A 20,998-nucleotide genomic window follows, 5' to 3' on the forward strand; every position below is an offset into this window, starting at 1 on the left:
TTATGTCATCGGCTTTAAAAAAGTCTCACCATTAGTTACTTTCTAACTCTGCCAATAGTTGCGTCAGTACCTGTTTATATGACTCAACCGGATGAGCGCCGTTTAAGGCACTAGTGCGGTTAAATATAACCGTCGGTACCGAAGATATTCCTGCAGCGGTCCATTGGTTTTTCTCAGCGCTGATATGCTCTCTGATGTCGGGGTTGTCTAATAATGCCATAGCCTCATCGACGTTAAGCCCAATAGCAGCTAGTTCATTGGCCAATACTGCTCTATCTGAGACATCTTTATGCTCAGTAAAGTAAGCGCTAAACAAACGTAATTTCAATTCAGTTTGTTTATCAAAACCTTTGGCGTAATCCAGCAATATATGAGCATCAAAGGTATTAACGATATGCATGTCGTCGCCAAAGTTAAACTCAAAATCGAATTCGGCGCCGCGCTGGGCAATATTTTCTCTGGCTTTGGCGCTATCTTCAGCACTTGAACCATATTTACGCGCCACATGTGCACGTAATTCTTCACCTTCTGTAGGCATATCAGGATTGAGTTCAAAAGGTTGCCACTCAAGTTCAACTTTGTCTTCTATCCCCAGCTCTTTAATGGCTTGCTGCAAACTCTTGTAACCGACCACACACCATGGACAAACTACATCTGAAACGATATCGAGTTTAATTTTATCTGACATATTACACCTGCCTTGCTATGTGATTTTGGACTTATGCTTTTCTTGGGCTTGTACTTAGGTTTGTACTTAGGTTTGTACTTAGGTTTGAACTTAGGTTCGAATTTAGAATTGTACTTGGATTTAGCTTTGAAAATGATTAAAGCTGATAATTATCAGCTTTAATGTTAACCGTAAACGTCTTACTTATTGGTGAGCGCTGAATTAGCGGCTACTTTTCCCAAGCAAATTGTTGAAAAGGCTTATCCACCAGAGTATGAGCAACATGGTTTACGTAGTTGCTAATGACTTTTTGTGACAGACCTAAAACGATTTCCAGTAACTGTTGCTGACCATAACCTGCTGTAAAGAAGGCTTCCATTTCAGCATCAGATAACAAGCCACGGTTACGCACCATCAACAATGTGGTGTCATGTAGTGCTTGTAATTTAGCGGTTGGCATTGCGGTGCGATTTCTCAGTGCTTCAGTTAATGCGCCATCCACTTTCATCATATGGGCGATGCCAGTATGGGCTGGTACACAGTATGTACAACCATGTTCAACATTAATGGTTTGCCACACTACCGTTAATTCTTCGGCATTGAAAGATGAGCTTTCAAATAGGTTATGCAGTGTTTGATAGGCCTCAAAGGTATTCGGCGATTCAGCAAGCACTCCATGAAGATTGGGCACCATGCCAAAGCTTTTTAAAGACTGTTCTAACATCGTTTTACTTGCTTGTGGTGCAGACTCGATAGTGTGAATAGTAAATTTGCTCATGATGATGCTCCGAATTTGAATCTTCTTATAAATAATTTAGTTCAAGTCAGTTAGCTCTAGTAAAAAATAGGGGGTAACTTCATTGTGTGAAATAAATATAGACTTAATTGAACGATCGTTCAAGCTTTATTTTGAACGATTGTTCAAAATAAAAAGTGTTTTGCGATTAATGCATTGAAAAAGCGTAGGTTTAAGTTTAATTTCTCGACGTAATTGTTGAGTGATAGCCATTTTTTCTCAGGGCAAAGATAAGCATAAGGGCTTGAGGGAAGTTATTGATACTGAGCAATCGTAAACTTGAAGCTTATATCAACTATTAGGCGGCGACTTTGTTTGGATTCAGTTTGGCAGCAAGCTATGATTAGTTTAATCAACGTTAGCTGAGTACGCTTATTCGAGCTTATTCAAGCTTATTCAAGCTTATTTGAAGTTGCTTGAAGCTTCCAAGGACATGATAAATGCAATCGATTACTAAACAGCTGAGTCTTTTTCTTGATGTCGTGCAGCAGGGTTCGTTTACTAAAGCGGCGGCATTGCACGATATGGATAACTCGTTACTGTCAAAGCAAATCAAAAAGTTGGAAGCCGAATTAGGGGTGCAATTACTTAATCGCTCAACGCGCTCGTTTTCATTAACCTCAGCAGGGGAAGAGATCCTCGAACAAACCCAGACGTTATTAGATACCCTAAATCAAATCCAAAATATTGCAGATTCATATCAGTCTGAGCCGAAAGGGATTATTAGAATTACCTCGTCTATCTTCTTTGGTCAGGAGTATCTGCAACCTGTCATCACCCAATTTATGAAGCAATACCCCAATGTTAAAGTTACCCTGTCATTGGATGATAAACGCGCCGATATCATTTCTGATCATTTTGATGTGGCTTTTAGGATTGGCAAGCTCACAGAGTCGAATTTGATTGCTAAAAAAATTGCTAATACTCACTTTGCCATCTTGGCTTCAGAGGCATTTTTGGCGGAGCATGGTCACCCGAAAACCCCAGAAGAGTTAATTCAATTGCCTGCGGTTATTTATAGCAATGGCAATGTCATCTTAGATCAGATGCGTTTATCCCAGCAGCCCCATGGTGAACAGTTTAAAAACTATAAAATGCAGGGTAATTATAAAGTCAGTGATATGAGAGTGATCATTGAAGCGGTAAAAGATGGTTTAGGTTATACCAAGATTGATTTATTTAATCTGAATAAGTCGATTACTGAACTGAAGCTAGTGCCTTTATTAACGGATTATGGGTTATCGACCATGGATACCGGCATATATGCAGTGTATCCGCACCGTAAGCAAACACTGCTAGTGAGTGAATTTATTAAAGCGGTGCAGCAATATATTGGCACGCCACCGAGGTGGGTTGAACACGTACCGAATTATAAAAACTTGTATAAATAAACTGAAACTAATTTTAGTGATGGTTATTCATTGTAAGTGAAAAATGTGGCGTAAATAGTTGTTGCTGAAAGTGTTTATTTTCAGCCGCAATGAATTAAAAGGAGGGTATACCATGTCTGTAAACAAGTTGATGAGCTTAGGATTCATGCTATTACTTACTTACTGGCTGCGCCGCAACGCAAGCCAGTAAGCAAAAAGCGGCCATGTATCAGTTTGATGAGTTACAGCAGGTTAACTCGATTAGTCATTTTCGACTTGATAGTTGGCGCAGTATTGATAATCGTAGCTTATTTATCGATGTGCGCCCAAGACAAAGCTATTTGTTAGTGCTTGATGGCATTGATAATAATTTGCAGTTTGCACAAGCCTTATTGGTCTCATCGAAACTGGGGACAGTTGAAGCGGGTTTTGATACGGTATCGACCGCGGCAGAGCCGCAATTCACCACCCGAATAAAAAGCATCTATCGCATTGATGATAAACAGCAAGAACAGCAAGTGAAACAAAAAATAGCAGGCTTTTCAGCGGTTAAAAAGCCTTAGTGGTTAGAGAGTAAAATTAAGCTTGCAGCAGTAACGACAAGTGTCAGTTTAAAAACGATTTTTCACTTGAAAGCGCCACTCCCAATCATCGACATTTTCGCCGCTGGTGAAAGGCACCGCGAAATCAATATGGCCGACACTGCCGTAGCTGGATTTTGATGAATACACTCTGGCGCCAATGCCAATGCTGCCAATGGGGGCGTTGACTTCATTATTGTCATCAGGCCCGCCAAACGCCTGTCCAATATCCACAAAGGTGGCCCAGCCCAGTTCAGCAAGTTGATATAAATTGATGTTGGGATAATAGCGGACTTCTCCCGTGAGCAACCATTGATTATCACCATATTGATAGTCGTTAGGATAACCTCTTACCCCTGTATCATCACCTAGGGCAAAGGGGTCATCGAGATAACTATTTTGCGAGCTGGCTAAGCGGGTTTTAGCGTAGGCGGTCCATTTAGGGTTAATGTGGTGGAAGTATTCACCTTGGATGCTGATATTATAGTAATCGGCTTGGCTGGTGTTAAAGCTGGCTTCACCAGTAAGATTAAATAAGAATAAATTATCTTGTTGTTGATAGCCTCGACTGCTACTGACCGTTAGGTGATAGCCTACAGAAGACTCTTCGGCGACATCGCGAGTCTCAATGCCTAATTGCACAAAGTGACGCCAGCCTAAGTTAAAGTCCTCATGATTATTAATCAGATGGATATTAGTAAACACCTTATAATCATCTTGTAAGTATTCATAACTTGCCCAAGGGTATAAAAAGTCTCTGTCTTCAGGCAAGGCTTGATTTGGGAAGGTCTCACTGGGCTCAAATTGGTGTTTATCTTGGGTAAAACCTAAGCTTATCCGCGATAAATCCGCCTCTGTTTTATCAATAAGCCAGCCGTAGCCAATAGCGGCATAATCGACATTATGCTCAAACTCGTTAACGTCTTGGCCATTTTGTCTTAGGGTATCAATACGTTGATCGGTTAAGTATTCTGCAAAATATCTATCCGGGGTGTCTAGTGAGTAAAACGGCTTATTAAAATACAGCTGGGTTGCTTGACCGTCACTATTATCATACCAATTGGCAGCAATTGTGGCGTGTTTGATGAATTTTAGTGGTGCTGAAATGCCAAACTTATAACCGGTTCGATCAGCATTTGATTGATATTTAAAGCGGGTTTTAATGCCGCGTCCCATCAAGTTATCTTCTTTTATCCCGACAGAAAACTTAGTTTCACCACCGCTAGAGCTTAAGCTGAAGGTGGGCAAGAGTGACCAATTATCCCAGGTTTCCACCACCACAGTATCTTGCTCATTCTCTGCGCTAGGATCTTTTTCTGCGAGATAAATTTTGGCTTCTCGCAGGTAAGGCTCGGCTCGCAGTAAGCGCTGGGATTCTGCAAAGGTTTTTTGATTTACCTCATCGCCTTCAGTGAACGTAAGCTTATCGAGGATCGTTGCTTCAGTGGTGTTGATATGTAGCCAGTTGGCCCAGTGGTGAATAAAGAAGGCATCAGGGTCTGATTCATCAAAAATAGCATTGCTCTGCACGATAATGTTATCGACAGTAAAGGGGGTTGACTGGTTTTTGCTGTTTGTCATTACCAATGCCGAGGCTGAATGCTGCAGGTTGTTAATTTGCTCAGCATGTGCCGCGGCGATAGAGATAATCAAGGTAATAACAAGGATAATGGCTAAAGCGCAATTAGCGCGAATTATCACAATATTATTAGTTTTTATTATGGTACCTACTCAATTATTTATAGAAGGGATAGCTAATTAAGCTATTGAGTAAATAGCATTTAAAATTTCAACAGCTGAAATTAAATGCCTTATCTTAGTATGGCGGGTATTTTGAATTTCGCTGCTTTTTTGCGTAAAAATCAACAAGGGAGCGATGTGCTCCCTTGTTGGTGTTGCCGAGGGCCTTTTTTAGAGGGCCATTTTAAAAGGGCGGTTATATAAGAGGCTATTATTTAAGAAGCTATAAACTTCGCTTTGGCGGTACGATGACGTTAGCGAATATAAGCCCAGCAATCAGTGACATAAAAATCAAGAACACTTGTGAGCCAATATGGGCCTGATTGAGCATGGTTTCACCTGAAATCATTGCGTTTAAGCCGATATAGGTTTTACTGCCAGGCACCAAAATAACAATGCCTTGAAGTAGGGCAATGGATACCGGTGCTTTCATCCAACGGGCAAATAAGTTGGAGTAAATGCCCACCGCCAGTGCGCCGACAAAAATACCAATAGACTCGCCTAAATATAAGCCGCCAATCATGGCTGAAAAATACGCCACGATACCGGCAAAAATGCCCCAAGGTGAATCCTTAAGGCGGGCTTTAAAGATAATCACTAACGCCATTGAGAGTAATGGCACCGCCGCCCACGAGGCATAAATTGGTAGCGCGTAAGGCTCAATATGCACTGATTCGCCAAACATGACTTTACCCAGTGTCATGCCTAATACGGCGCCAAAATACAGCTTAAACAGCAGCATCATCGCATCCATAATTCTGGCTGTGCCTGAGATGAGATCCCGCGCGGCTAACTCCGCAAGCCCCAGTGTTAATGCTAAACCGGGAATAAAAATAATAATCCCAGAGAGGATCACCACAGGAATATTAATACTAGGGTCTAATATGGCAATACCGCAGGCAAGAATCGCACATATCACCGCCGCAAGGGGCTCAAGCATTTCTGCCATTCGTGACGAGCGCTCAGCCCAAAAAACCATGCCATAAACCAGTAGCCCTAGCATGGCTGACCAGAACACATCATTCCAACTGGTGTCCATCAGCATCGCAAAAGCGCCGGCGCTGACGCCAAAAGACAGCAAGGTTAATTTATGGCCGTAAGGGTTAGGCTTGTTGGCAATTTCTTCTAGGCGATTAAGGGCTTCGGTTAAGGTGCGCTGACCTGTGGTTAGCTCTTCAACTAAATCAAACGTGCGGGCAAGGGAGCCTAAATCTAACTCCCCTGGTTTGACCCGCGCCACATGATTATATTCTTGCTCAGTATCATGCTGTAACACGAAGGTCATTGAAGTGGGCGAGATCAAAAAATAGCCTTCAATCCCCAAGGTAGTAGAGACCGTTTGTAAATGGGACTCAAGGCGATATGCCGGGGTGCCAAATTTGTGCAACGCCTTACCTAATCTTATGATAAATCGGCGTTTTTCAATGAAGTTGTCATCGTTCATTTTGCATGGTCACTCTAGGGTAAAAGGGAGTCGTTATTTGGCGCGCATAGTAACCGAAATGTGCTTTACTGAATACCTACATTTGGCTATTTTTACGATTTTATCAGTCGGTTAAAAAGCATTGGCATAATTTAGTTTATACATACTGTAGACCAGAAATGTTTAAGCTGAGGTATTAACGCTCAAAGCGCAGGTCAAAGGGGGGATTAAAGGCAGAGGTTAGCGACGAGCCATGTTGATTTTTTGGCTGTAAAACCAGCAAGCAGACAGGTATCTATGATGGCAATGTTATAGCTAACGGCCTAGGTATTACCTAAGCCGTTGATGACAGGTTAATTAAAGCGACTGACTGTCTTTAACGATAGTGCTAGATGCTTTAAATAAATGAATCGCACCCCATGCCAAAATAATCATTGAGATACTGAGGGAATAGCGCAGTGATTGCTCGCCAAACTGTGGTACTAAAGCGTCACTGACCATGCCAACAACTAATGGTCCAAAGCCTTGACCTAAAATTGCCATACACAGCATGGTTAGTGCCACGGCCATGGCTTTCATTTTAGGCCCTGCAACGGTTTGCACTGCGGCAAATGATGGCCCAGTCCCAGTTGATAAGGTAAATACCCCTAAAAATAATAGCCCCAGTGCCAGCGTTGAGTTAGCAACTAAAAAGCTGCCGATAAAGATTGGAATGACAATCACAAAGCAACATGCGGCCCATTTGACTTCCCAGCGCTGATCTTTAGCAATAATCTTAGGGGCTAAAAACGCCCCTGCCAAGGTACCAAACAAGGTACCAAAGCCCATTACCGAACCATAAAGAACACCGACTTCTTCAAGGCTCATGTGATGGGTTCGGATTAAAAATGACGGTAGCCACTGCACAATGCCATAATTACCAAACGCGCCCATAGATAGCCCTAACATCAGGTTTCGATAGGTTCTTTGTGTTAGCAGATGTTTGATGGTCGCAATAAGGTTGAGCTTATCATTATCAGCATTGATGAGCGGATTGCTGACACTATCTAGGCCTCTGTTATCTTTTACTGTCAGCCAAACCACCAAGCCCACGATTAAACCGGGCAGGCCCATAAAAATAAAGGTCATTTGCCAACCCACACTGTTGGCCAGTAAGCCGCCTAAAATTAATCCCGCTAAAATACCAACGGTGCCGCCAGCTTGGAAAATACCAATCGCAAAGGCTTTTTGTTTACCGGGAAATAAGTCCCCCAGCATGGCGTGACTGGCAGGAATACAGCCTGCCTCACCCACTCCGACGCCAATTCTGGCTAATAGTAGTTGAATGAAGTTAACTGACATACCGCAAGCTGCAGTCATGGCACTCCACAGCGCCACACTAACAGAGATGATCAATGGACGATTATATTTATCTGCCAGTCTGGCAATGGGAATACCAAACACAGCATAGAAAAAGGCGAACGCAAAGCCGGTTAACAAACCTAGTTGCGTATCAGAAAGGCTTAAGTCGTGCTTTATTGGTTCGATTAACACCGACAATACGAAGCGGTCCATATAAGCCAAGGCGCACACTAGCGCCAGCATAAACAGCACATAATAGCGATTGGTCGCCTTGCTATCTTCGGCAGTTGTGGGCCGGTTTTCGGCGTTTAATGCGCCATCGTCGCTGATGACATTGCTGGAACTTTTCATAAATGATCCTTGTTATTATTGTTATCGGCGAAGCGTTTACGCGCTAATGGGAAAGCTGGCATCATTATCAATGGGATATATAGGGTGCGTGAGCTTGGTATGCGCAAATTCGCCCACTCTGGCGGTGGTAAGCCCGGGTGAGTCAGCCATCAGTAAGTGATCACTGACTTTTTGGTAGAAGGCGCGCCAATGTGCTGATGATTTAACGCAAACCACATCGTATTCATAAATATCAATTCCGTGGGCACGCCCCGATACATCGTCAAAAGCTTGGCCTAAACCGGTTTGCACAATCACATCCACTTGGCCAACGGTGAGTCTCACTGAAGGGCCTAAATCGAAGCTCACACCATTTAACATAGGGCCACGAATGGTTTCTATGCCATCAGAAATCGACTTTACATAAGCTGTGCACGCAATAGGATTGCCACTGCGAAGTGGATCTAACTTGCCACCTAAATTGACACTAATCGTTGCGCCAACACCCGCCTCAATCGCTTGCTTTACCACTTGGGGATCGCGAATATTAAAAAAGGCCACTTTACCCAAGTCGGTGGTGAGGATTTTACTCAGCAAATGGGTTGTGTCACCGGTACAGCCGCCACCGGGATTGTCACCGATATCTGCAATCACAATCGGTTTATTATCATTTTCCCAAAAAGCGGCAGGGGCTTGATAGCGGCCTTTAGTGGCAAGAATATCGGTTGTGATGGCAATGGTTTGATCGACATTAGGTGGCAGATTAAGGCTGAGTTGTCTGTTGTCCCAAATCCATTGGGCAAATTCAGTGGCAATTTGCTCAGCTAACACAATATCGTTGTCAGTGGTCACTAATACATACATGCCGCAATATTCAGTGTCTTGATAGGGAAAACCGTGCATTACCGAGCAATTGAGTATTTGAGGATTTTCTTCATAGGCAAGGCACTTATCGCGGATTAAGGTGCCAAAGGTACCTGCCTCCATGGTGGTTGAAGGCGGCAATAAAATCGGAATTTTCTGGTAATTCATGGTGGGCGTCAGTTGATTTAAAAAGGCGCTAACCCCAGTGAGTAGTGCTTCTTTGGCGCAAGGATTAAAATCTACGTGGGCATATTCTTTACAGGTGGTGTAATAGTCATATTCACGAGCAATAAGATCTGTCACTTTGCCATGTAAATCAGTTGAGGCAACGATTTTGGTGTCAACCCCAACGACCTCGCGGATGGACTTAGCCAGATCGCCTTCTAAATCTGAGGTGCTTTGGACGATACCTGCGCCATGAACCATCAAATAAAATACATCGACTGGCTCATTGGCTAATGTTGATAACAGCTGCTGCTTGACGGCGGCATAAGCATCGTCGGTAACTGTGCCGAATGTGGTGTTAACGTGCATGAATACTGTTGGGACGATTTCCCAGTCATTTTCGAGACAGGCATCAATAGCGCCGCCCATGGCAGTACCCGCAAGCTTTAATAGCGCTTCACCTTCATACACCACTAAATCTTTAAGGGTTGTCGGCCCAGTTAACTCTGTGGCATAGGTGTTTGTTTCATGAAATAGCCCACCGATCCCCACGCGAATTTTATTTGAATCTTTCATGCCACCACCAACTTGTAATCAAAACGTTAACGTTAAGATAGGGGCTTAAGCAATCACCACACTGTCACATTGATTACATTTGCTGAACATTATGCGCCGAAACAGCAGTTGTCAGTCCAGTGACAAAGACGCTGCTGGCAAATGTTAAGATGAAATCTTTTTGTTTGTTGCGTGAAAGTTACCACTTTGTAATCTAGGTGACAGATTGCCTCTAATCAGTTTGTTACCCCTAGATAAAGGCAAAGTTGTTGAGTTGCGCAGTTTGGGAGCGTGCTGTTTTTTGCTTATAAAAATAATCCAATAAACAAAAATAAATAAACAGGTGCGACGATGAAGAGAACACAATTAGGTATCGCAATTAGTGTGGTTTTGCTGGGGCTTAGTGCTCCAAGCTATGCACAAGAAAATGACCCTACGCAACAAGACAACGCCACAGGTATTGAAGTCATTCAGGTGACATCACAAAAACGTGCCCAATCAATTAATGAAGTCCCTATTGCCATCAGTGCCATGAACGAGACCGATATTGAAAGGCTAGGCGCGCAAGATGTGCGAGACATGCAATTTAGTGTGCCGAACATGATTGTCACTGGGTACATAGAGTCGTCACCATCTTTTGGTATTCGCGGTATTAGTGATCGCTCACGTAACCCAGGTTACGATAACCGCGTTGGGGTATATATTGATGGCGTTTGGGTTGGGCGCTCATCAGCTGCTAACCAATCCGCGTTAGATGTTGAACGTGTTGAAGTATTGCGCGGCCCTCAGGGAACCCTATTTGGTAAAAATACCGTTGCTGGTGCGATTAATATTATTACTAAGCGACCACATTCAGATGAGCTGAGCGGGCGTTTAGGTGTGGATATTGGCAATTTTGGCCTGCAAAGCTATAACGGCAGTATTAATGTTCCATTTTCTGAAGATTTTTCAGGGCGCTTGTCAGTGACGAAAACCGATCGTGATGGTTTTGTTGAAAACAGCGATCCGCTGGGGGTGATCCTCCCAGCAGATAAATTTGTTGATGAATTCAATAATAAAGATGAGCTGGCAACCCGAGTGCAATTTTATTGGCATGCGGGTGAGAATACCAACGTGTCGTTAAGCTTTGATTATGTTGAAAATAAAGCCAACGTATTACTGGGTGAAAAAGTCGATGATCCACTCGCACCGGATGTCAATGTGGTGTCATTAGATTCAACCCAAAGGTTAGATAGCACCATTAAAGGCAGCGGGCTGACCATTGATCATACCTTTGCCAATGAATTCCAATTAACATCGGTTACAGGCCTACGTAGCTCAGAATGGAACTTAAGTGATGTGGATGAAGACTATTCGCCACTGCCCTATGCCTTTACTGAATTTCAAACAGAAGACTCAACTCACTTCTCTCAAGAGTTAAGACTCGCTTCTCCTGCCTATGAAAGCTTTGATTACATTGTTGGCGCTTACTACCTAACCCAAAGTATTGAGGGTGACTCAGATGTCCAAGCCTTTGCACCTGCACTTAACCCAGCTGCGCCACCAGTGTATGTTGGTGCTAGCCGTGTAGCTGATGTTGATGCCGATTCATATGCGCTATTTGCCCACGGTAATTATCGATTTACTGATCAGTGGAGTATCACCGCAGGTCTTCGTTACACCTATGAAGAGAAAGCTATTGATTACACCATTGTTGATACTTCAGGCTTGTTTACTAATTTATCAGCCAAAGAGTCACGTGACGCATCAGATGTATCACCTACGGTGAGCTTAAATTGGATCCCTGTTGAAGATTTACTGCTATTTGCCCGCTATTCTCGCGGCTTTAAAAGCGGTGGTTATAATGCCGACTTAATCAATGATGCCGAAGCTTTACCCTTCGAAGATGAGTCAGTTGATTCTTATGAAATTGGCTTTAAGTCGCCATTTTTAGATAACACCTTAAATCTAAATGCCAATGTGTTTATCTCACAACATGATGATTATCAGGTGCAAAGCTTTACCCAACTGCCATCAGGTGGCACGGCTATCACCATAACCAACGCCGCAGAAGTTGAAAGTAAAGGCTTTGAGCTTGAGCTGCAATGGCAACCTATCGACAGTCTACAGTTGTGGGCAAACTATGGTTACACTGATGCTGAATTTAAAGCTTTTCCAGAGCCAGCAGGCCCTGGTACTGACTTCTCGGGTAATCAATTAGCTGAAGCGCCTAAATATACCTATGGCATTGGCGCTGAGTATCGTTATTCACTGAACTATGGCGATTTTGTGGTTCAGGCTGATTACTTCAAACGGGATAAGTTTTACTCAAACCCAGATAATGCCGTCAGTAACTTAAACCAAGAGCGCGGTGAAAGCGCTGCAAGAATTGGCTTTGAAGCTGAGTCAGGCGCATGGAATGTGTTCTTATGGGGTAAAAATCTGGCAGATGATGTGTCGCAAATTCATAACTCGACCTCATTTTTGGGCATAGGACGTGCTCAGTACAGCCAGCCAAGAACCTATGGCGTTAAAGGACAATATAAGTTTTAGCCTTGCAGGTGTAACCTTGGTCTAGCTAACGCTTAACCTTGGTTTTGACGATAAATAAAAAGCGCAGATTATTTTATAATCTGCGCTTTTTTGATGCTATTTAACTTAATGTTTAAAGTGAGCCATTAACTTCAACTCGTCACTGCAGTCATTAACTCATCCCGTAACTTGCGGGCAATTAAGCCTATTTACGCCTATGACGCGATGGCTTTAACAGCCACTTGAGAGGTGATCATTTTATCCACCCCAGATATTTTGACTAACGGCTTAGAATCTAAAATACGGATTTTTCCATAGTGATATTCAATAAATCCGGCATCTGACCAATCTTTCAGTAACTTGTTAATGGCCTGACGGGTCGCACCTACTGAAGAGGCTAACATCTCTTGGGTAAATTCAAGCTCTTGGCAAGCAGAGTTAGGAACATTAGTGGCTGAAAAGGCCAGTAAAAATAATATTTGATTGGCTAAGCGGCGCTCTAAATTAAAAAATAACCCATACTCATACATGTTAAACACCTCTCGAATACGATAGGCCACATGCTCACACAGTGTTTTATAAATAATGGGATATTTTTCAGTTAATTGCTCGAAGTCCTTCGATAAAATTTTACCGACTTTGACCTCACCAATGGCGATAACATCTTGCGGACGTACATCATTATCAATAGCGGATAAAAAACCGATGCAGTCACCCTCACCATAAATCACATAAGTGGCTTCTTTACCATTGTCTGCAATAACTCTTAGACGGACCGTACCACTGAGTATTTGATATTGACCCGCGCCAGCACCTGATTCACCTTTTCTGTAAATGTGCTCTCCATCACTAAAGTGTTTTATTTTAAATGTAGCGGTTACTTCGTCTTGAATGTGTTGCGGCAATAACGCAATCCAATTAGCTGTATTCGACATACTAGAGCTCACTTTGGTTATTATTTTTAGTATTTATGCTGAAATTGACGGCCATATTTTATTGTTATATTGGCTTTTTTCTTGTAAAAAATTTAGCCATCACCCTAAAAGGCTGCTAATTATATCTACCATGACTGAGGTCGACAGCATAGTAATAAATGGTGCTAATTTGTTACATGCGGGTGCAGTTAGTGTTTTTTTATTAACAAGAGTTACCCAAGTGTCATCTTGATTGCAGTGTTGGCCAAATAATTACTCCTATAATGATTTTTAATCATCATGACATCATTGATATAAGGTTGAATTTAAATGGCTAAACAAGTATTAGGTAACAATGCCTTAGGCTTACCTTTCTCTCCAGCAGTTGCTGCTGGTGGGTTTATTTTTTTATCTGGGCAGATGGCGTTTGATCAGAACAATCAATTAGTGGATGGTGATATCACCGTGCAGACCAAGCAAGTGCTAACCAACATCAAAAACTTATTGGCAGAGCAAGATTTAACGCTGGACGCCATTGTAAAAAATACCATTTGGTTAACCCACGTTGAAGATTTTGCCGCCTTTAATCAGGCCTATGCTGAATTTTTCCCTAATAATCCTCCTGCTAGAGCGACTGTGAGATCTGATTTATTGATCCCGGGTGCGCGCATTGAAATTGAAGCGTTAGCGATAAAAGATTAGCCACCAATTAGCGCTGTAATGCTTGAGGGGAAAACATGAATATCATTATTATTGGTAGTGGACTGTTGGGCTTGAGCACCGCTTATCAGCTACATGCTCAAGGGCATCAAGTCACAGTCATTGAACGACGTGAATCAGCAGGCCTTGAAACCAGTTTTGCCAACGGCGGCTTACTGACCCCCAGTTTGTCAGATCCTTGGAATGCACCAGGTGTGTTCTTTAATATGCTAAAAATGATTGGCAAAGAAGACTCGCCATTACTACTCAGACCTAAAGCATTACCCTCGCTGGCATTGTGGGGGCTCTCCTTTCTAAAAAACTCTCGCCGTAAAACCTACGAGCAAAGTATTTTTCGTAACACCCGCATGGCGAAATACACCCTAGATGTGCTTGATGATATGACCCAAGCAATCGGTTTGACTGATCTGGGTGGTGGCAGTGGCACCATTAAGGTCTGTCGTCAGCAACAGGAGCTGGATGAAGTGCTGGCCATGGCCGAGTTTCTTCAGCCTGAAGCGGTTAAGTTTACTATGCTCAGCCGTGATGACACCTTTAAACTTGAGCCCGCATTGGCCCCGCTAAACGATAAGGTTGCGGGGAGTATTTATTTTCCTGAAGATCGCTTTGGCGATGCCCATCAATATTGTGTTGAGCTAACAACTTACCTTGAAAAAGCAGGGGTGCAGTTTTTATATAACACCACAGTAAGCGATATTATTAAGCACCAGGGCAAAATCACCCACATTAACACTAGCCAAGGCCAGTTAGATGCCGATGCATTTGTATTGGCAGCAGGCAGTTACACGCCGTTATTAGCGAATAAAGTGGGCGTTAATATTCCGGTTCGCCCCTGTAAAGGTTATTCATTAACCCTAGCGCTTGATGGCTGGCAGGGCGGGCCTAGCATGCCTGTGATAGACCATTCGCTGCACGCTGGGGTGGTGCCGCTAGGGAATCGAATTCGGGTGGCGGGTACGGCAGAGTTTAACGGTTATGATACCCAGTTAAATCCTGGGCGGTTGCAGAATCTTTATGATTTATTGCAGGCGATTTACCCTGAGTCTAGCGCTTTTGTGAACCCAGAAACCACCCAAAGTTGGACGGGTTTACGACCGGTGTCAGCATCGGGTGTACCGTTAATTGGCCGCTCAAAAATTGATAATTTATATATTAATACTGGCCATGGGCATTTAGGCTGGACGATGGCGGCAGGCTCTGGCAAGGCGCTTGCAGACCTTATTAGTGGCGAGCGCCCTGAAATATCTCTCGCTGATTACGCAGTTAATTGCTGAGTTAATTGCTGAGTTAATTGCTGAGTTAATTGGACAGGGTAGCAAACCTGAATGGCTTGCTACGCTGACATTTATTACCACCTCTAAGGGAAAACCTTGCCGCGGTTGAGAAGATTTTTAGGGTCAAAAGCGAGCTTCAAGCGTTTCATTAAGGCTATTTCGTTGTCAGTGCGGGAGCAATGTAAGTATTTAAGCTTATCTAAACCAATGCCATGCTCAGCAGAAATCGAGCCAGCGTAAGGTTTTAGTTGCTGATAAACAATGCTTTGCACTTGATGCTTAGTCTGCTCATCATAGCTACCAACACAAATGCCTAAATGTAAATTACCATCACCTAAGTGACCAAATACAATGAATTTTGCATGGGGCCACTGCGTCATAATTTGGCTTTCAACTTGCTGAATATATTGCTCCATGTTGGCAATAGGCAGGCTAATATCAAAGGCAAACAGTGGGTTTAACTCGCTGATGACAGTGTCAATATCATCCCTCATCGCCCATAACTGTTCACGCTGACTTTCTGACTTCGCGATTGCGGCGTCCACTAAAATATCTTGCTCTAACGCAGCCATTAGCGCTTCTTCAAATTGCACGGCGTCGCGCTCGGCGTTATGGCCTGTGGCTTCAATTAACACGTAATATGGATAGCCACTGTCGATAACCGTATTGTGCTTGTCTGAGTCGGTCATTAATTGATAAAAATTGCCCCACATCACTTCAAATGCCGATAGCTGACCATTTAAGTGACTGTTGAGTAATTTCAGTAGCTTGGCAACAGCATCAAACTGGGTTGCGGCGACAATGGCAGTATTGCGACTGCTGGGCAAAGGGTGCAGGCGTAACACGGCTTTAGTGACGATACCTAAGGTGCCTTCGGTGCCGATAAATAGCTGTTTAAGATCATAACCGGCGTTATTTTTTAGCATACTGTTTAATGACGAAATAACCGTACCATCCACTAAAACCGCTTCTAAGCCCAAGACTTGTTCACGCATCATGCCATATTTAAGCACGCTATTACCGCCAGCATTGGTGGCTATATTACCGCCAATAGTGGCGCTGCCTCTGGCGCCTAAATCCAGAGCAAATAACCAATCTTGTGCGGCGGCTTTTTCTTGCACTACTTGTAGCGGCACGCCCGCTTGCACTGTCATAGTGCCCGCTTGATTATCGATGGACTCAATCTGAGTCATGCGCTCTAACGAAATCGCAATATCGTCAGCTGTTGCATAGGTACCATTGACCAATCCGGTTAACCCGCCCCAAGGGATGGTGGTTTGATCCTGCTGGTGGCAAAGGCTCATCACCTTAGATAGCTCTTCGGTTGAAGCAGGGCGCACTATGGCCAGTGCTTGGCATTGTCCTTTGCCATAAGAGTAAGCAGGCCTGTTGGCAACGTCATCCCCAAGGATAATGCCTTTATCACCTACGATAGCGGTTATCTTTTTTATAATATCTATCATATTCACTCTCTGTAGCTATGTATTAGCTAACTTCTTTAAATTGAATGGCTGATTTATCTGGGCCATGGGTAAATTGATGTAATAGCTTTCCTTTGGCCATGAGTGTGGCGCTAATATTGTTTTCTTTAATATGGCCAAAGCCTTTAATCATTTGCGGTAGCTGAGCGATTTCAATGGCGAGTGGTAAATTATCATGATTCAGGTTTTCGATGATATGCTTTATATCTGCTTGATAATCTTTAATTAACTGCCTTTCCATCTTTCTTTCATTGGTATAGCTAAACATATCTAGTTTAGAGCCGCGCAAAAACTTAAATTTAGCCAACACTTTAAACGCCGTTAAGACCCATGGGCCAAATTCACGCTTAATCGGTAAACCAGTATCTGGGTGTTTTTTGCTAAACAAAGGCGGTGCGAGAGAGAATTTAACCTTAAAGTCGCCGTCAAAATCGTTATGTAAATTTTGCATTAGCGTCGCTGAGCTGTGCAGACGCGCCACTTCATATTCGTCTTTGTAGCTCATTAATTTACTCAGATTAGTGGCTACCGCTAAGGTTAAGCGGTCAGAATTTTCAGCCACAGCTTTTTCTGCTTGGCTGACTTGTTCAATAAACTCACGGTATTGTTCGGCATAGGCATTACTTTGATAATGACTGAGATGCTCAGCCCCATCTTCAATGGCGCTAAAGGCGGTGGTCGCAATATTTTGCTGGCTGTCAGTGGTCAGTAATTGCGAGAAAAATTCAGGATTAAAACACAATAATCGGCCTAAATTTAACGCGTTGAGATTAAAGTCAACACTCACACCATTAAGGCGTAAAGCGTGTTCAACTGAGGCAACTGAAAGCGGTAACGCCCCTTTTTGCAGGGCAAAGCCCACCACAAATAAATTAGCGCCTATGGTATCTCCCATGAGTTTTTTGGCGATGTTAGAAGCATCGATAAAATCGACATTATCGCTGCCTAATAATTGGGCTAACGATTGCTGCTCTTTAAACTCAGTGGGGATCGCTTGTGGGTTTAATTGAAATATTGCTGGTGGCGCAATGGCAGCATTACCAATCAGGCGAGTTTGTTGGTAAGTAATGATTTTAATAATGTGCTGATCTAATGTGGCCAGTAAATCAAAGGCTAAAATTAAATCGGCGCTGCCAGTATCAATTTTAGGGCTAAATAATCGCTCAGGTGAGTTGGCAAATTTAAGATGGCTGTAAACCGCGCCATTTTTTTGCGACAAGCCGGTCATATCGTAAATTGAGCAGGCTTTATTATCAATATGAGCTGCCATGCCTAATATCGCCCCGACAGTGATCACCCCTGAACCGCCAATCCCTGCAATCATGACATTGTAGTTATCATCAATGTTACATGCGGTAGGCGCGGGAATCGTGGCAAACACATCTGCTGAAATCGCGGTGGCAGCGGCCTTTTTCGGGGTGCCACCAATGACGGTAACAAACGAAGGACAAAAGCCTTTATTACAGCTGTAATCTTTATTACAACTGGATTGATCTATTTGACGCTTGATGCCTTTCGAGGTCACTTTAGGTTGCAAGCTCACGCAGGTTGACTGAACTGAGCAATCGCCGCAGCCTTCACACACGTCAGCATTAATGTATAAGCGTTTAGTTGGATCAGCAATTAAGCCACGTTTACGGCGGCGACGCTTTTCTGCTGCACAAGTTTGCTCGTAAATTAATACGGTGCAACCTGCTATTTTGCTGAGCATGGTTTGCACCATGTCTAAGCGGTCACGATGATAAATCTCAACGTTTTTGGCGATGTCTGGGTTATTGGCGTATGCCTGTGGCGAGTCAGTGACAATCACGCATTTACTAATGCCTTCATAGGTCACTTGTTGGCTAATTTCAGCGACGGAGATTGGCCCATCCACTGGCTGGCCGCCAGTCATGGCAACCGCATCGTTATATAAAATTTTATAGGTGATATTGACCTTGGCCGCGATGGCTCCGCGGATTGCCATTAAGCCAGAGTGATAATAGGTGCCATCGCCTAGGTTTTGAAACACGTGGTTGGTGTTAGTGTATTTGGCTAAGCCCACCCACTGCATGCCTTCACCGCCCATATGGCAAGGGATCATGGTGTCTTTGCGATAAAATGCTGCCATGGCGTGACAGCCAATACCAGCCATAGCGATACTGTTTTCAGGTACTTTTGTGGAGGTGTTATGGGGGCAACCAGAGCAAAAGTAAGGGGTTCTAGGTAAGCTGGTGGCGCAACTTTTAGGGTCAAGCTTTGAGCGTAAACGCACAATTGCGGCGTCAACCTTGGGGTGAGTTTGACCATTAATGCGCAGGCGCTCAGCGATGATAAAGGCCAGTGTGAGTGGCTCTAACTGCACATCGGCACTGACGAGCGCGAGGCCATTTTCATCCTGTTTACCAATAACCCGTGTGGCACCTTGTTTGCCAAACAGGATTGATTTTATTTGCTCTTCAATAAAGGCGCGCTTTTCTTCAATAACCAGTAATTCAGGTTGCTGCTGGGCAAAGTCGGTTAATTTGCTGGGCTCGATGGGCCAGATACAACCTAATTTGAATACCGATAACCCCAGTGTTTGCGCAAGATCATTGTCGATCTCTAATAATGCCAGGGCCGACATTACATCGTTATAGGCTTTACCGGCAGTGACAATACCCAGACTTCTTTGTGAGGCGTTGTCATTTTTGGCTACGCGAACCTGATCAAGATTATTGGCTTTAATAAAGCGATGCACCAAGGGCAAGCGGTGAGTAATGACATTGGTTTCATTGGTTTGCGGCGGGATAAAGCCACTGGTTTTGAGATTGATGCTGTCTGTGGGGGTGTCATCTCGACTAGGACGTTTGATATCTATATTGTCGAGATTAATATCAATGGTAGCGGTTTGTTCCACTGATTCATTCACACATTTAAAGCCTACCCATAAGCCGCTATAACGAGACAGCGCCCAACCTAAAATACCATAATCGATAAATTCGCTGACATCGGCAGGGTAAAGTGAGGGAATAAGATTTGCCGCTAACGCTTGTTCACTTTGATGTGAAATAGTCGATGATTTACCAGGATGGTCATCACCGTAAACCACCAACACGCCGCCATGTTCATGGGTGCCAGCATAGTTTGCATGTTTAAATGGATCGCCACTTCTATCAACACCGGGGCCCTTGCCATACCACATGGCAAATACGCCATCGACATTAGGCTCGGGTATGGTGTCGAGTAATTGGGTGCCCCAAATCGCCGTTGCAGCTAGGTCTTCATTGACCCCAGGTTGGAAGGTGATGTCATGTTGATCTAAACGCTTTTTGGCTTTCCAGATATAACTATCTAATGCCCCTAGTGGCGAGCCTCGATAACCTGAAATATAACCCGCGGTATTCAAGCCTTGGTTTTTGTCTAATTGCGCTTGAATTAGCGGTAATCGAACTAAAGCTTGGTTGCCGTTTATAAAGATACGACCAGATGTATTGTTATATTTATCTTCTAAAGTGATGTCTCTATGTTTCATCTGCTCTGTTCCTTCGAGTCATATTTGGTGTTATCAATCGATTTTTAGGTTAGAACATGTGAATTATGATGACTGCAATATAGGTGACATTTGTTAAATAAATTCAAAATTAGGCTTTTGTAAGCCTTGCCGCTGTGATGATAAAAATCGCTTTTTTCATTAAACAAAGCCGATATTTAGCATATAGTGAAGCCTTAACAGCATTTAAAAGGAGTTCAAATGATCGCCAGTGTATCGGGGTTATATATCGCTTTAACGGCCATAATGGCCATTTATTTTAGTTTACGAGTGGTAAAGCTTAGAAAAGGGCTGAAGATTGGTATTGGCAATGAGGGTAATCAAGAGTTAATTATTGCAGATCGCGTGCACGCTAACCTTGTGGAGAACGCGCCATTTGCGCTGCTATTAATCTTGGTGGTTGAAGTGAATGGGCTTTCAGCACCGTTTTTACATTTGTTTGGCAGTTTGTGGTTATTCGCGCGCTTGTTACATGCCATTGGCTTAACGCAGGGCAAAGGCGGTTATCATTTTGGCCGCTTTTGGGGAGTATTAATCACCTGGATAATTATTGTCAGCTTAGCCGTGGTTAATATCGGTTTATTTTTAGGCTTATGACTGAGTACTTGATAAGGTGGGAGTTTTACTATTCCCACTGTATTTATAAGGTTTTTTATTTTTAGTCATCAATAAAAAAATTTCACATCTGCTGCTTTTTTAGTCACACTTACTCATCGCCAACTGGTATACTCCGCGACCGTTTATCGACGTATCCA

Annotated in this window: 14 protein-coding genes and 1 pseudogene; 6 read left to right on the forward strand and 9 right to left on the reverse strand. The window is 43.4% G+C overall.

Annotation, left to right across the window (positions count from 1 at the left end; genetic code table 11):
* Positions 1 to 31 precede the first annotated feature (31 nt).
* Together AB4140_RS01065 and AB4140_RS01070 are read right to left on the reverse strand one after the other, a co-directional pair.
* Positions 32 to 688, reverse strand: coding sequence for a DsbA family oxidoreductase (locus AB4140_RS01065; RefSeq protein WP_102440314.1), 657 nt, complete (start codon positions 686 to 688; stop codon positions 32 to 34).
* Positions 689 to 896: 208 nt separating this feature from the next.
* Positions 897 to 1,445 carry a carboxymuconolactone decarboxylase family protein gene (locus AB4140_RS01070; RefSeq protein ID WP_371999434.1) on the reverse strand — a complete coding sequence of 183 codons (549 nt, stop codon included), beginning with the start codon at positions 1,443 to 1,445 and terminating at the stop codon, positions 897 to 899.
* A gap of 458 nt (positions 1,446 to 1,903) precedes the next feature.
* Between AB4140_RS01070 and AB4140_RS01075 the strand changes: the two genes are divergently transcribed.
* A complete protein-coding gene (locus AB4140_RS01075; protein ID WP_371999436.1) occupies positions 1,904 to 2,854 on the forward strand; it encodes a LysR family transcriptional regulator in 951 nt (316 codons plus the stop codon).
* A 164-nt stretch (positions 2,855 to 3,018) separates the two neighbouring features.
* Positions 3,019 to 3,396: pseudogene (locus AB4140_RS01080) on the forward strand (DUF6491 family protein); the annotation flags it as partial.
* Positions 3,397 to 3,444: 48 nt separating this feature from the next.
* Here AB4140_RS01080 and AB4140_RS01085 read toward each other — a convergent pair.
* From AB4140_RS01085 to AB4140_RS01100, 4 genes are all read right to left on the reverse strand, one after another.
* Positions 3,445 to 4,995: a ShlB/FhaC/HecB family hemolysin secretion/activation protein gene (locus AB4140_RS01085; RefSeq protein WP_371999453.1), complete on the reverse strand. Its 1,551-nt coding sequence runs from the start codon at positions 4,993 to 4,995 to the stop codon at positions 3,445 to 3,447.
* 382 nt (positions 4,996 to 5,377) lie between these two features.
* Entirely contained in the window at positions 5,378 to 6,598 is a 1,221-nt protein-coding gene (locus AB4140_RS01090) for a threonine/serine exporter ThrE family protein (RefSeq protein ID WP_102440310.1), read from the reverse strand.
* Positions 6,599 to 6,934: 336 nt separating this feature from the next.
* Complete coding sequence (locus tag AB4140_RS01095) at positions 6,935 to 8,269, reverse strand: MFS transporter (protein WP_102440309.1); 1,335 nt, start codon at positions 8,267 to 8,269, stop codon at positions 6,935 to 6,937.
* A gap of 36 nt (positions 8,270 to 8,305) precedes the next feature.
* Entirely contained in the window at positions 8,306 to 9,853 is a 1,548-nt protein-coding gene (locus AB4140_RS01100) for a M81 family metallopeptidase (RefSeq protein ID WP_371999438.1), read from the reverse strand.
* Positions 9,854 to 10,183: 330 nt separating this feature from the next.
* On the opposite strand from AB4140_RS01100, the gene AB4140_RS01105 reads away from it, so the two are divergent.
* Positions 10,184 to 12,364, forward strand: a complete 2,181-nt coding sequence (locus AB4140_RS01105) for a TonB-dependent receptor (protein WP_371999440.1) — start codon at positions 10,184 to 10,186, stop codon at positions 12,362 to 12,364.
* Between the two features lie 194 nt (positions 12,365 to 12,558).
* On the opposite strand, the gene AB4140_RS01110 is transcribed toward AB4140_RS01105, so the two are convergent.
* Positions 12,559 to 13,278 carry a Crp/Fnr family transcriptional regulator gene (locus AB4140_RS01110; RefSeq protein ID WP_102440306.1) on the reverse strand — a complete coding sequence of 240 codons (720 nt, stop codon included), beginning with the start codon at positions 13,276 to 13,278 and terminating at the stop codon, positions 12,559 to 12,561.
* A 309-nt stretch (positions 13,279 to 13,587) separates the two neighbouring features.
* Here AB4140_RS01110 and AB4140_RS01115 point away from each other — a divergent pair, with 309 nt between their 5' ends.
* On the forward strand, positions 13,588 to 13,959 hold the full coding sequence (locus AB4140_RS01115; RefSeq protein ID WP_102475793.1) for a RidA family protein: 372 nt from the start codon (positions 13,588 to 13,590) through the stop codon (positions 13,957 to 13,959).
* 35 nt (positions 13,960 to 13,994) lie between these two features.
* The gene (locus AB4140_RS01120) at positions 13,995 to 15,251 is read left to right on the forward strand and encodes a D-amino acid dehydrogenase (RefSeq protein WP_371999442.1); all 1,257 of its coding nucleotides are present in this window, start codon (positions 13,995 to 13,997) and stop codon (positions 15,249 to 15,251) included.
* Positions 15,252 to 15,334: 83 nt separating this feature from the next.
* Here AB4140_RS01120 and AB4140_RS01125 read toward each other — a convergent pair whose 3' ends face one another.
* Positions 15,335 to 16,714 carry an FAD-binding oxidoreductase gene (locus AB4140_RS01125; RefSeq protein WP_102519712.1) on the reverse strand — a complete coding sequence of 460 codons (1,380 nt, stop codon included), beginning with the start codon at positions 16,712 to 16,714 and terminating at the stop codon, positions 15,335 to 15,337.
* Between the two features lie 22 nt (positions 16,715 to 16,736).
* Positions 16,737 to 20,225 carry an indolepyruvate ferredoxin oxidoreductase family protein gene (locus tag AB4140_RS01130; protein ID WP_371999444.1) on the reverse strand — a complete coding sequence of 1,163 codons (3,489 nt, stop codon included), beginning with the start codon at positions 20,223 to 20,225 and terminating at the stop codon, positions 16,737 to 16,739.
* Positions 20,226 to 20,444: 219 nt separating this feature from the next.
* Here AB4140_RS01130 and AB4140_RS01135 point away from each other — a divergent pair, with 219 nt between their 5' ends.
* Positions 20,445 to 20,840 (forward strand): MAPEG family protein, encoded by a 396-nt coding sequence (locus tag AB4140_RS01135; protein WP_371999446.1) that lies wholly within the window; start codon positions 20,445 to 20,447, stop codon positions 20,838 to 20,840.
* Positions 20,841 to 20,998: the final 158 nt, after the last annotated feature.

This window comes from Shewanella sp. 10N.286.51.B2, assembly GCF_041469265.1.
In the GTDB taxonomy this organism is placed as follows: Bacteria; Pseudomonadota; Gammaproteobacteria; order Enterobacterales; family Shewanellaceae; genus Shewanella.

Coding starts and splice junctions, on each gene's coding strand:
- AB4140_RS01065 (WP_102440314.1), bottom strand. CDS start 688: ATGTCAGATAAAATTAAACTCGATATCGTTTCAGATGTAGTTTGTCCA.
- AB4140_RS01070 (WP_371999434.1), bottom strand. CDS start 1,445: ATGAGCAAATTTACTATTCACACTATCGAGTCTGCACCACAAGCAAGT.
- AB4140_RS01075 (WP_371999436.1), top strand. CDS start 1,904: ATGCAATCGATTACTAAACAGCTGAGTCTTTTTCTTGATGTCGTGCAG.
- AB4140_RS01085 (WP_371999453.1), bottom strand. CDS start 4,995: ATGACAAACAGCAAAAACCAGTCAACCCCCTTTACTGTCGATAACATT.
- AB4140_RS01090 (WP_102440310.1), bottom strand. CDS start 6,598: ATGAACGATGACAACTTCATTGAAAAACGCCGATTTATCATAAGATTA.
- AB4140_RS01095 (WP_102440309.1), bottom strand. CDS start 8,269: ATGAAAAGTTCCAGCAATGTCATCAGCGACGATGGCGCATTAAACGCC.
- AB4140_RS01100 (WP_371999438.1), bottom strand. CDS start 9,853: ATGAAAGATTCAAATAAAATTCGCGTGGGGATCGGTGGGCTATTTCAT.
- AB4140_RS01105 (WP_371999440.1), top strand. CDS start 10,184: ATGAAGAGAACACAATTAGGTATCGCAATTAGTGTGGTTTTGCTGGGG.
- AB4140_RS01110 (WP_102440306.1), bottom strand. CDS start 13,278: ATGTCGAATACAGCTAATTGGATTGCGTTATTGCCGCAACACATTCAA.
- AB4140_RS01115 (WP_102475793.1), top strand. CDS start 13,588: ATGGCTAAACAAGTATTAGGTAACAATGCCTTAGGCTTACCTTTCTCT.
- AB4140_RS01120 (WP_371999442.1), top strand. CDS start 13,995: ATGAATATCATTATTATTGGTAGTGGACTGTTGGGCTTGAGCACCGCT.
- AB4140_RS01125 (WP_102519712.1), bottom strand. CDS start 16,714: ATGATAGATATTATAAAAAAGATAACCGCTATCGTAGGTGATAAAGGC.
- AB4140_RS01130 (WP_371999444.1), bottom strand. CDS start 20,225: ATGAAACATAGAGACATCACTTTAGAAGATAAATATAACAATACATCT.
- AB4140_RS01135 (WP_371999446.1), top strand. CDS start 20,445: ATGATCGCCAGTGTATCGGGGTTATATATCGCTTTAACGGCCATAATG.